The sequence below is a fragment of the Halpernia frigidisoli genome, from assembly GCF_900113805.1.
GTDB lineage: Bacteria > Bacteroidota > Bacteroidia > Flavobacteriales > Weeksellaceae > Halpernia > Halpernia frigidisoli.
Genome location: NZ_FOQT01000004.1, coordinates 75,853 through 88,423 on the forward strand (window position 1 = coordinate 75,853; position 12,571 = coordinate 88,423).

Below are 12,571 nucleotides of genomic sequence, written 5' to 3' on the forward strand. Positions count from 1 at the left end.
AAATATCAGCAAAGTTTAAATTTAGAAAGATTTGCAATCAAAAATAAGCTTCTTTACTTTTTTTAAATTTTATCAGGATATAATAATTTTCATCTTTATTGCCGAAAAAAACATAATCTAGTTTTGAAATAATTCTTTTTTGTGGCGCATTTAAAGAAGAAAAAAAAGTTAAAAAAAGTGGATCATTTTTAAGAAAAATATAGTTGTTCTTTGACCAATTTCCTGTTTTGGTAATTTTTTCTTGCGAATTTACGATGATTTGTTTTCCGTATTTATTGATGAAATTAGGTTGAAACGGTATCGCCGTAAACTGATTTCCACTATTTATCCATTTTTTATTTTTAAAAAATTCCCATGTTTTATCGGGATTAGAAGTTTGGAAAGCAATAAAATAATTAGGTTTTATGATTTTTTGAAAACTTCTTTTTTCCACTTCATTAAAGTTGTCATCATAGCCAAACGTTATGATCGTATCCTGAACCTGTTTTAATGCGACCGTTGATTTTACTGCCAAAACCCCGGAAGGATATTGAAAATTATTCCGAAAAAATTGAGAAAAAGTTTGAATATTTGAAGCGTCAAGTTCAAGATCTAAAAATTGGTTTTTTGCCTCGGCACTTTTTAGAACGCTCTTGAACAGTTTTGTATTCGATGAGTTTTTTATCTCAATTTCATTCTCGCTACACTCGATTTCAAAGTTGGTGATTTTTTGATTTGACAAAAAAGATAAACTTCCCGTAGAAATTCCTATAAATTCATCGGCTTCAAAAAACTTGTTATTCGCGGCTTTTTTTAAATAATTAAAGTTAGAATTTGAAGTCGAAATCAAACATTTTTCATCTTCTATTTTGAGAAAAATACCGTCTTTTTGGTAGGTATTGTTGTCGGATTTATTGAATTTGCATTCTTTTAAAAAAAGCAAAAAGGCATTTAAATCTGCAATTTCAACAACCGTATTCCAGTCGGAAATTTTGCCATTTTTTAAATGAAATAGTTGTAGATAATCAGGTAATTCAATGCCGGATTTTCGAAATAAACTATATAGATCTGACTTTTTAGAACTTTTAAACCAACCTGATGGATGCATTAAAAAGCTGAAAACTGCCTGTCGTTTTATTTTTTTTACATTAATTAAGATAACTGCATCAGCATTTTTTGGTATAAATTTTAAAGTTTTGTCCTCATGAAAAAACACAAAATAGCTCAAAATAGCGATCACTAAAAAAATGACCGGCGCAATTTTTCTTTTTAGCATTTACAGTGTATTTGAAATCTCCTCCGGCTTTATCGCGTCACTGATATCATCAAAAAGATCAAAAAAGTACATCAGACTATTTTCTGAAGTGCTGTTAATATTATAATTGACCTCCGTTTGAATACTTTCTGCTTTTACATCAGTTTTATAAATGATTTCACCAGCATTTTTACGTAGTAAATTGTATAAATTTTGTTCTTTTTTCTCCGAAAATTCAGCGCCAAGTAAGCCAATTAGTTTTTGAATGTTTAAATAACCTGCGATGGAATGTTTTGAAGATTCTTTTGCATTTTTTTTAGTGACAGCAGATTGCATTTTTTCGCCAATATTATCTGCCGAAGTGCTGATATAGACGATTCCATCTCTTACTGCGAAAACCATATTGTCCATTTCGCTGCTGTCTGTCTTTTTGTAAAGATACAGATCGCCATTTTTTACGAAATTTTCTGCGGTGGTTTTATTCGTTGTGAGAAGATCAAATATTTTTTTCCAGTAAGTGTCATTTTCCGTTACAAAAGCAACTGTAAAATCGGGCGTCGCAACCTGTTTGGTTTTTTTAATCTCTTTTTCATTGTAGTCATCATCGTATTCAAAATCCTTATATTCGATATTTCTATAAGTCACATCGTTTAAAATAAAGATCGCATTTCCCGGAATGATTTTCGAAATGGCTTTTTCGTCCAGCACAATTTTGATTGTTTCTACCATTAAAGAAATTTCCTTTTGGAATTTCTGGTTTTCAGAGATTTTATTGATCAGATCATAAGTTGCGTCAAAACTTTTGTAACCGTTAATGTTGAGTGCAAAGTATCCTATGCTCTTATCTGAAATTAATTTTGACAATTTTTTATTGAAATTTCCGCTGTAGAAATCACCTATCGTTTTCTGAATTGCAGGATCCTGATTGCTATAATTGCTGATCAGTTTTACCTTGTCTTTATCAAAGTACAGGTTATAATATGAATCTGAATTAGAAACTTTAGTCATATAATTCTGGATCATCGCGTAAGATGGCAAACCCGGGATCATTTGATTATTTCTGTACATAGAACTGAAATTGGAGTAAGCAAAAAGATCAGATTTATCATCTTTAAATTTCATTTTATTAGCCGGAATATCAATTATAAAATTTGAACTAAAGATTTCGTCGAAAGATTTTTCTGATAAATTCTTAACGATCTTAAATTCGGCAATGTTGATCGAATCCATTCTTTTTTGATAATTTTTTTCCTCTTCTTCTGCATTATAATTTTCCTCATTCTCTGGCGTTGGCATTTCAGATGCTTCATCGTCTTCGTTTTCACGCGTCGGAATCTCCTTGATTTTCGGATATTTATGAAATTTCTTTAGATAAGCAATATCTTTTCGAATCCTGATATTATCTTCCTGCGACTCTCTTATATATATTTCGTTGTCAACAATTTCTTCTTCTAAATATTTGATTTCTTCTTTATAATCAAAAGACTTATCCACCGTTTGATCTTCCGGAATATTTGTGATAATGCTGTCGGAGGCTATTTCCGTACTGTCAGTTTCAATAAGACTATCATATTTAAAAGGTTTGCTGTAAGTTATAAATTTTAAAACAGCACGTTTTTCATTCCAGGCGACAAAAGTTTTTTCATCTAAGCTGACGTAGGAATAATTGCTTTTTTTGGTGATTTCTAAACCTTCTTTTTTCGTCGTGTTAATGAAATTTCTAAACCTTTCTACATCATCCAAAATAAAATGTGTGGAATAAGATTTTACAGAATCATTAGACGTGAAATAGTGGAATTGAGTGTCATCATATTTTATTCCCGTTTTAGAATAGTCATTCCAGATCGCCACTTTTTTATCTTTCTCCAGTATTTTTTTAAAGATCGGGTTGAATTTTGCCCAGTTCACTTTACCATTGAGTTGCTTGCCGTTCATTTCCATATAAAAAACGGTGTTTTCCGGCAGTTTAAATTTGTTTTGTGCTGAAAATCCTAAAAATGATAAAAGCAGAACTAATGTGGAAAATTTATAGAGTAGAAAATATTTCATAAATGAATTTATTTAAATAAAATAGTATTGTTTATTTGTTTTTTCTGAAGAATAAAATCTAAAATATTCCCTTCAAGTTTAAGTGCTTTTCGATCAGTCGAAATTGCAAAAGCTGAATTAGACTGGGATTTTATCACGTTTTGAAACTGAAGAATAGAAATATATTTGGCAGTATTGAAAATCTCTTTGTCTGCCACGCCAAGTTTATCGTAATCACTTTTGTAGGAATTAATTTTATTTTTGGTAAAAGATTTTTGGACGATGTCGTTCGTGTACAAAAGCGACGGAAACATTTTCCCGATAATTTTTTTGGTCTTTAAAAGCTTTATACCTTCGTTTATATTTTCAATTTTTTTAAAACTGCAACTGAGTTTTATGATATAATTCTCCAGATCTGCGCTTGTTTTCACATTGCTGATGCCGGGAATACTTGTGAAAGTTGCAGCCGCTGCATTGATTTTGGTCTGAATTTCTGCTTTTGTGGGAAATTTTTTTCCGTTTACCGTCTGCATTTTTGAGAGTGACGCAATTCTCGTTTTGCTCTTACTTGCATTTAAAATAAGAGAATATTCTCCGCTTCCATCGGATTTTAATGTTACTTTATCAAGAATATCAAAACAGCTTGTTAAGGATATTAGCAGTAATAAAGAGATAACTATTTTAACGAATAATTTCATATATATTTCAACGTCTTTTACAAAGATAAATTTTTTCTTAATAAAACGTTAAAATCTATTGATCAACTTAAATTTTTACTTAAATCTGATTCAGAAATTTAAAATTTAATCTGTTTTTAACATCGCAATTTCGTCTCTAAGTTTCGCAGCTTCTATAAAATCCAGATTTTTCGCCGCTTTTTCCATTGCCGCTTTTTTCGCTGCAATTAAAAGATCGGTATTTTCTCCGTAAGACGCTTTTTCTTCGGCAACTTTTTGGATCAATTCTTTCTGAGTGTATTTTGAATCGGGGAAATCTTTACTTCTTCCCACCATGTTTTCGCTGATTTTTTTATTTAAAGCCGTCGGAACTTTGCCATGTTGCTCATTATATTCCATTTGTCTTGCGCGTCTGTAATTGGTCTCGTCGATCGCATTTTGCATGGAACCTGTAATTTTATCGGCGTAAAGAATGGCTTTTCCGTTAATATTTCTCGCAGCACGACCAATTGTTTGTACCAAAGAACGTCGGGAACGAAGCATTCCTTCTTTGTCAGCGTCCAAAATAGCAACTAACGAAACTTCGGGTAAATCAAGACCTTCACGTAATAAATTGACACCAACCAACACATCAAAAACGCCTAATCGCAAATCCTGCATAATTTGAATTCTTTCCAACGTTTCAACATCTGAGTGTATGTAACGCGTTCTAATTCCAAATTTTACGAAATATTTTGTCAGTTCTTCTGCCATTTTCTTGGTTAAAGTCGTAACCAAAGTGCGTTCATCAATTTCAACTCTTTTTTGAATTTCTTCAATTAAGTTATCAATTTGGTTTAAAGAAGGTTTTATCTCAATCACCGGATCTAAAAGCCCTGTTGGACGTATAATTTGTTCAATATAAGTACCGCCGGATTTTTCTAATTCATAATCTGCAGGCGTCGCGGAAACATAAATTACCTGATTTTGCATATCTTCAAACTCGGGAAATTTCAACGGACGATTATCCATCGCTGCGGGAAGTCTGAAACCGTGTTCGACTAAGACCTCTTTTCGGCTTCTGTCACCGCCATACATCGCGTGAACTTGTGGAATTGTAGCGTGACTTTCATCAATTACCATTAAAAAATCTTTCGGGAAATAATCTAAGAGGCAAAATGGTCGTGTTCCTGGCAATCTTCCATCTAAATAACGGGAATAATTTTCAATTCCGCTGCAGTAGCCGAGTTCTTTGATCATTTCAAGATCAAATTCCGTTCTTTCTTCTAAACGTTTGGCCTCAAAAGGTTTTTCAATTTCTCTAAAAAAATCAACCTGCTTAACCAGATCATCCTGAATCGCACGAATTGCGCCGACCATTGTATCTTTTGACGTTACAAATAAATTGGCGGGATAAATTCTGATGTTTTCAAAATCTGACAACACATTTCCGGAAACGGGATCAAAACTTTGAATCGTATCGATTTTATCACCAAAAAACTGAATTCGCACCGCGCTGTCTGCATAAGCCGGATAAATATCGACAACATCACCTTTCACACGGAACGTACCGCGCTGGAACTCGTTCAAAGTTCTGGAATAGAGCGCACTAACTAAAGCATGCAATAGTTTTGTACGAGAAAGTTTTTCATTTTTTTCAACCTCAATTAAAGATTTATTGAATTCTGCCGGATTTCCAATACCATAAATACAGGAAACTGACGCCACAATTAGAACATCCCTTCTGCCCGAAAGTAAGCTTGCAGACGCAGAAAGTCTTAGCTTTTCTACTTCTTCATTTATGGAAAGATCTTTTTCTATGTAAGTATTTGAGGATGCGATAAAAGCTTCCGGTTGGTAATAATCGTAATAACTCACAAAGTATTCCACGGCATTATTTGGGAAAAATTCCTTGAATTCCATGAAAAGTTGCGCTGCTAAAGTTTTATTATGCGCCAAAACCAAAGTGGGCTTTTGAACTTCATTTACAACATTGGCAATCGTAAAAGTTTTTCCGGAACCGGTAACACCTAAAAGCGTCTGGTATTTTTCGCCAAGATTAAGACCGTCTACCAGTCCTTTTATTGCAGTTGGCTGATCTCCAGTTGGTTTATATTCGGATTCTAATTGAAATTTCATAAATTTTAAAGAATAATAAGAAAAGAAAAAAGAACAAAAATTTAGTTTTGTTCTTTACAAATTTACGAAAAAAAGAAAGGAAAATTAATTTCTACATTATTAACAGCTCAATTTCTGAGACCTTTTTTTTATTTTTCAAATTTCATTGTCATAGGCATTCTATACACAGAAGAAACTGCTTTCCCATCATGAAGTGCCGGTTTCCACATTACACCATCATTCGCTTTTTTCAAAGAGTTTATCGCTTCAGCATTAAATTTTTCATTATTACCGTCGCTTTTAAAATATTCCGTGACTTTTCCTGTTTCGTCAATTCTAAAAAAGATTGTAGTTTTCATCAGGCTTTCATCACCATTGAAAATAGATGCGTCAAAAAATTTTGCAGCAGAACTTCTCAAAGCATTTAATCCGCCTGGAAATTCTGCAGGTATCTGTTGAGTTACACTTGGCGGCGGTGGCGGTGGCGGTGGCGCCATTTCAGTTTCTGCAACTAAAGTACCTTTGTTTACTTTTTGTTTTTGTACTTTTATTGGTTTTTTAATCGTGTCACTCTTTATTTTTAAAATTTCACTTTTTAACGGTGAAAATTCAGGGTTGCTTTTACTGATTTTTACTGAGGTTATTTTATTCTCAGGTTGTTTTTCTGTATTTCTGGAATACACTTTTTTCGCAAAAAGACAAGCTGAAATTCCAAAAATGAATATTGCAAAAATCTTTTTGATCACCGCAAATTTTGAGTTGGGTTTTGTCATCATAATAAATCGTTTTTTGGTATTGTTAAAATTAAATTGATTGGTAAATGTTCGGTTTTGGTAAGTTGAAATTTCTTCTAAAATTAGTTGCTGATAAGGTTTAATTTCAAATTTTTTTGCTAAAACATTTTCGTCTGCTAAAAATTCGTGGTTGGTGATAATTGCTTTTTTGTAAAAATAAAGCGCTGGATTAAACCAGGTAAAGATTTTTAAAATCTCAATAAAAAGCAAGTCCAGACTATGTTTTTGATCAATATGATTTTTCTCGTGAAGATAAATTCGGTCATCAATTTTACCGTTTTTAAAATACTTTTTGCCCAAATAAAGTGTTCCGAAAAAACTGAAAGGCGAAAGGTTTTCTTCTAAAATTTTGATTTTCTGATTTTCTATTTTGATCAATTTTCCTTTTAATTTTAAAATTTTAATAACAGAAAAAACGCTTTTTACTAAAAGAAAAATTGTGATCAAACCATAAACTGAAATTACCATTAAAGTCCAATTAAAAGTAGATTCCACCGGAATTTTTGAAATTATAATCTCAGAACCTGCGTCTTGAAAAATTAAAGCCGTTTGTGTTTTTTGCGTTTGAGGAAATTTTAAACTTAAAAAAGGAATTAAATAAGAAAAAGCCAAAGCAAATATTAAATAAAACCTGTTAAACTTAAAAGTTCTTTCTTTTTCTAAAAACAAATAATACAGGCAAATGAGAAGCGAAGAACATAGGATTATTTTAAAAATGTAAGTTTCCATAATTAATCTTTTATTTGTTTGTCAATCATATCGCGAAGTTCTTTCAATTCTTTCTGAGAAAGTTTTGCGTTTGCAGTAAAATAGGAGGCAAACTGCGTCACGGAATTATTAAAAAACTGATTTATCAAACCTTTCATTTCTCCGGTGAAATATTTTCCTTTTTCAATTTTTGGGAAATACTCACGGGAATTTCCGAAGGTTTTATAACCAACGAGATTTTTATTTTGCATTCTTTTTAATAGAGTTGCGACGGTTGTTGGTGCTGGTTTTGGCTCAGGAAAAGCTTCTAAAAGATCTTTCATAAAAGCAGTTTCTTTTTCCCAAAGAAGATCCATCAGGATTTTTTCCGTTTCTGTTAATTTTTGGTTCATTTCTACAAACTATAATATTGTTCTACAAATGTAGAATAAAAATTTAATTAATTGTATATTTTTTTAATTATTTTTAAAAAAAAGAGTAATTTTTACGAAGGAATAATTTTTGCAATTCTTTTAAAAAATTGATTATGACACATTTACTCTTAAGATCAGCGACGCTTGCTGTTTTTTCTCTTTTAATATCCTGTTCCGGAAATTCTCAAAATCAAAAAATTAATTCGACAGAAACAAACATCAGTGGCGATTTACAAAACCCTGAAACCGTGGAAAAAAACTCTCCAGAATATAAGTCCGCCTTTGAAAATCAAACCAGAGTTAAAGGTTTAAAGACAAAAACGGCATACGAGGTTCAGGTGATTAATTCAAATCTTGGCAGACCTTGGGGAATTACAAATCTTCCGGACGGACAATTTTTGATCACAGAGAAATCGGGTTATCTGAACGTGCTTTCAGCTGATGGAAAAACCGTTACAAAAATTGAAGGTTTGCCAAAAGTGAATGATAAAGGACAAGGCGGTCTACTGGATGTGGTGATCGATCCGATGTACGAAAATAATAAAATGATTTATTTTACTTTTTCTGAACCGGCAAATGGTGGAAATCACACCGCAGTAGGAAAAGGTGAACTTTCTTTAGATCAAAAAAAAATATTAAATCCGGTGGTGATTTTTCGCGCGACTCCAACTTATGATGGTGATAAACATTTTGGCAGTCGCCTGGCTTTTGATAAATCAGGTAATCTTTACGCAAGTTTTGGGGAGCGTTCTGATTTAGAAACCAGACCTTTAGCTCAGAATACGATGGCTTATTTGGGAAAAATTGTAAAAATTGATCGTGACGGAAAACCAGCAGAAAGCAATCCTTTTCTTAAAAATATTAAATTTAAACCTGAAATTTATTCGTACGGTCATAGAAATCCGCAAGGTTTGGCAATGGACGAAAACGGCCAACTTTGGGAAGCGGAAATGGGTCCAAAAGGTGGCGATGAGATCAATTTAATATTAGCCGGAAAAAATTATGGCTGGGGAAATGTAACTTACGGAACAGAGTACAGCGGCAAAAAAATAAAAGGTGGCACTACGCAAAAATCCGGGACGGAGCAACCTGTTTATTATTGGGATCCATCGGTTTCTATGAGCGGCATTACCTTTTATACGGGGAATATTGAAGAATGGAAAAATAATTTATTTTTAGGTTGTTTGGGTGGTCAAAAAATCATTCGTTTAAAAATTGAAAACAATAAAGTTATTGCTGAAGAGTGGCTATTGTCTGATAAAAATGAACGTTTCCGTGATGTTCTAAATGGAAAAGACGGCAATCTCTATGCAATAACTGATAGTGGAAAATTGTATAAAATTTCTAAAAAATAATTTAGATTTTTAATATAAAATAAATAATTTGTAATTATAATTAGTTATTGCGGTACTTATTTCATTTTTAATATTGTTTGGTAAATTATAAAATATAGAATTAATTTTATTATTAAAATCTATTCTTATATTTACTCCATAAAACTAGATCACCATGAAAACTTTTTTGGCAGGAATATTCCTGCTTATTATTGGTTTTGCAAATTCACAAACCACGGCTTATACTGGAGAAAATGATTTGAAAGCGCAACTGGGCGCAGATCTTCAGCGAAAAAACGCTTTAGGTGCTGTCGCAACTATCGATTACGGTTTGAGCGAATATTTTTCTGTAGGTCTTCAGTCCGCATATATTTTTAAAGCAAAAGAAATTGATGGAACCCCGCTGCAGTTTAAGGACAGGTTTGATGCAAAGATCCGTCTAAGTGCAAGTTTAGGAGACACTTTTAGATTTCCGGAAAATATGGATTTTTATCCCGGAATTAACGTTGGTTTACGTGATGTTGGTGGACATATTGGATTCAGATATTACTTTAATAATGGCATCGGATTATTTACCGAAGGTCAATTTGTAATTGAAAAATACACCAATACCATTGAGAGTAATAATCGTTTAAACAATCAGTTTGCAGTGCTAGCCGGTTTAACTTTTGACCTTCACCACGAGCCTAATTAATCATTTTCCAAAATATTTTTTGCTTTAAACTTCTGCCAGCTTAACCGTAAAATGACGTAATATAGCCGGTTCCCAGGTTATTTTGTAGCCTGTTTTTATATCATTTCTACGGTCGAAAACATTTCTTAGAGCAGCGGCAATATAATCCATGTGGTTATTTGTGTAAGTTCTTCTTGGAATTGCAAGACGTAAAAGTTCTAGTTTTGGATAGCGATTTTCTCGTGTTTCCGGATCACGGTCTGCGAGTAAAGTTCCGATTTCTACCGCGCGAATTCCAGCTTCTTTAAATAGTTCCAGACCCAATGTTTGCGCCGGAAATTCTTCTCTTTTCAGATGAGGTAAAAACTTCAAAGCATCAATAAAAATCGCGTGTCCGCCAATTGGCTTTTGAATGGGAACGCCATATTCAATTAGTTTTTTGCCTAAATATTCTACTTGAGAAATCCGGCTTTCTAAATAATCGAATTCTGTAGCTTCATTTAAACCAACTGCCAAAGCCGCCATATCTCGTCCCGCCATTCCGCCATAAGTAATAAATCCTTCAAAAATGATGGTAAAATTTGAGGCTTCCTGAAATACTTTTTCATTATTTAAAGCGATAAAACCGCCTATATTTACCAAACCATCTTTTTTTGAACTCATTGTCATTCCGTCGCCGTAAGAAAAAACTTCTTTTGCGATTTCTTTTATGGTTTTATTTTCCTGTCCGGCTTCTCTGGTTTTAATAAAGTAGGCGTTTTCAGCAAATCTTGCAGCATCAAAATAAACCGGAATTCCATATTGATCAGATAATTTTTTTACAGCTTTAATATTTTCCAAAGAGACCGGTTGGCCGCCCGAAGAATTACAGGTAATTGTTATTAAACAAAATGGAATTTCTTCTTTTGGATGATTGAGATAAACGTTTTCTAATTTTGCTAAATCAATATTTCCTTTAAATGGATGAAGATCGTCAACATTAAATGCTTTGTCGATTGTGCAATCAATTGCGTGCGCTTTTCTCATTTCTATATGGCCTTTTGTCGTGTCAAAATGAGAATTTCCGGGAACGACATTTCCTTCTTTTACGAGGACTGAAAATAAAATGTTTTCTGCGGCTCTTCCCTGATGCGTTGGTAATAAATAAGGAAATCCTGTTAAATTTTTTACAGTTTCGTGAAGTGCTTCAAAGGATCTGGAACCTGCGTAGCTTTCGTCGCCGGACATTAATGCAGACCATTGATTGTCAGACATTGCGCCGGTTCCGGAATCTGTTAATAAATCGATGTAAACGTGGGAACTTCTGAGATTAAATAAATTAAAATGGGCGTTTTTCAGCAACTGGATTCTCTGTTCTTTTGTTGATTGATGGATTTCTTCAATCATTTTTATTCTGTACGGTTCTGCGTAAGGTAATTTCATAATTTTAAAGTAAAAAGTAAAACGTGGAAAAATGCGGGAAAGTGGATTTTCAAACAAAAATTGAAAATTGCGAAAATCTGCAGCCCGACTTGAATGGAGCTCTTTTTGCGTGGAAAATAAAGTTCGAATTATTTACTAAATTACTTAGCAAAAAAGCGGGAATGGAAGGCGGAAAAAGCTGCCCTAAAAAAGATATGAGAAAATTTACTCAGGTGCTTTGAAAACGGCAACGTCTGAATGGAAACCTGCAACGCCGCCACTTACGGCAAATTTCATTGCATTTGCGGCATCGACGTTCGTTAAGATCTTGATATTAGAGGCCAAAACGAAAACAACCCAACCTGAAACGGCGTAAGATTGCGGCATATAAACCGAAACATAATTTGGAAAACCAACGGAAGATAAGTCACTTTGAGTAAGAAAACCAACGCGCCACATTTCCGGGTTTTCAGAAGTCTGGACTAATACAGGTACGTTAAATTTCTTTTTATCGCCTACAAATGAAGACATTACATCTTTAAATGAGGTGTAAATGAATTTTATGCCGGGCGTGTGTTCTAAAACATAATCGAAACTGTCGACAACTACTTTTCCGATGATAAATTTATTACCAATAAAACCCACGAAAGCGGTTGTCAGAATGACAATGACGAAAACCAACCCGGGAAATTGCTCCGAAATTGAAGGAATAAGATTATCAACACCAGAAATAAAATACCAAATGATGCCTACTGTTGCTGCAATTGGTCCAATAATCACCAAACCCTGCAAAAATGATCGCAGAAAAAGTCTCAGGGAATGATTGAAGTTTTTACTCATTCTTGTTTTTGGATAATTGGTATAATTTTTAAGATATTTTTAAGGAATTAGCATTTAAGTGTTAAAATATTTGGCATAAGTTTTGGTTAACAGATTTCAACAAACAAATAAATAATTAAACTTATGCAAACTAAAAACATTTTTATGAAACAAACTGAAAAAATCTCAATTTTTTTAATGACATTTTTTTTAAGCGCTTTTGCATTTGCCCAGGATAAAGCGGCAGATTTAACGGTTGACGTCAACAGTACAAAAAGTACCACATCTACAGAATGGTATGGCAATCCTATATACTGGGTAGTTGGTGCAGTAGCCTTAATTATTATTATCGCTCTTATTACAAGAGGAAATAATAATAACAGTAACTAAGAA

Annotated in this window: 11 protein-coding genes; 3 read left to right on the forward strand and 8 right to left on the reverse strand. The window is 33.1% G+C overall.

Going from position 1 to position 12,571, the window contains the following annotated elements; translation table 11 throughout:
* Positions 1–37: 37 nt before the first annotated feature.
* The 6 genes from BM238_RS10660 to BM238_RS10685 form a co-directional block, all read right to left on the reverse strand.
* Positions 38–1,255: a hypothetical protein gene (locus tag BM238_RS10660; RefSeq protein ID WP_090080648.1), complete on the reverse strand. Its 1,218-nt coding sequence runs from the start codon at positions 1,253–1,255 to the stop codon at positions 38–40.
* A complete protein-coding gene (locus BM238_RS10665; protein ID WP_090080651.1) occupies positions 1,256–3,283 on the reverse strand; it encodes a hypothetical protein in 2,028 nt (675 codons plus the stop codon).
* Positions 3,284–3,291: 8 nt separating this feature from the next.
* On the reverse strand, positions 3,292–3,960 hold the full coding sequence (locus tag BM238_RS10670) for a hypothetical protein (protein WP_090080653.1): 669 nt from the start codon (positions 3,958–3,960) through the stop codon (positions 3,292–3,294).
* A gap of 105 nt (positions 3,961–4,065) precedes the next feature.
* Entirely contained in the window at positions 4,066–6,057 is a 1,992-nt protein-coding gene (gene uvrB / locus BM238_RS10675) for an excinuclease ABC subunit UvrB (RefSeq protein WP_090080656.1), read from the reverse strand.
* A 128-nt stretch (positions 6,058–6,185) separates the two neighbouring features.
* Positions 6,186–7,559, reverse strand: a complete 1,374-nt coding sequence (locus BM238_RS10680) for a M56 family metallopeptidase (RefSeq protein ID WP_090080658.1) — start codon at positions 7,557–7,559, stop codon at positions 6,186–6,188.
* Positions 7,560–7,561: 2 nt separating this feature from the next.
* A complete protein-coding gene (locus tag BM238_RS10685; RefSeq protein WP_090080659.1) occupies positions 7,562–7,930 on the reverse strand; it encodes a BlaI/MecI/CopY family transcriptional regulator in 369 nt (122 codons plus the stop codon).
* 134 nt (positions 7,931–8,064) lie between these two features.
* Between BM238_RS10685 and BM238_RS10690 the strand changes: the two genes are divergently transcribed.
* Together BM238_RS10690 and BM238_RS10695 are read left to right on the forward strand one after the other, a co-directional pair.
* Positions 8,065–9,306 carry a PQQ-dependent sugar dehydrogenase gene (locus tag BM238_RS10690; RefSeq protein ID WP_090080661.1) on the forward strand — a complete coding sequence of 414 codons (1,242 nt, stop codon included), beginning with the start codon at positions 8,065–8,067 and terminating at the stop codon, positions 9,304–9,306.
* A 154-nt stretch (positions 9,307–9,460) separates the two neighbouring features.
* The gene (locus tag BM238_RS10695) at positions 9,461–9,979 is read left to right on the forward strand and encodes a DUF6646 family protein (RefSeq protein WP_090080663.1); all 519 of its coding nucleotides are present in this window, start codon (positions 9,461–9,463) and stop codon (positions 9,977–9,979) included.
* Between the two features lie 24 nt (positions 9,980–10,003).
* On the opposite strand, the gene BM238_RS10700 is transcribed toward BM238_RS10695, so the two are convergent.
* Positions 10,004–11,380 carry a tryptophanase TnaA gene (locus BM238_RS10700; protein ID WP_090081561.1) on the reverse strand — a complete coding sequence of 459 codons (1,377 nt, stop codon included), beginning with the start codon at positions 11,378–11,380 and terminating at the stop codon, positions 10,004–10,006.
* Between the two features lie 204 nt (positions 11,381–11,584).
* Complete coding sequence (locus BM238_RS10710; protein ID WP_090080668.1) at positions 11,585–12,199, reverse strand: DUF502 domain-containing protein; 615 nt, start codon at positions 12,197–12,199, stop codon at positions 11,585–11,587.
* Between the two features lie 144 nt (positions 12,200–12,343).
* Here BM238_RS10710 and BM238_RS10715 point away from each other — a divergent pair, with 144 nt between their 5' ends.
* Entirely contained in the window at positions 12,344–12,568 is a 225-nt protein-coding gene (locus BM238_RS10715) for a hypothetical protein (protein ID WP_143093380.1), read from the forward strand.
* The last annotated feature ends 3 nt before the right edge of the window (positions 12,569–12,571 follow it).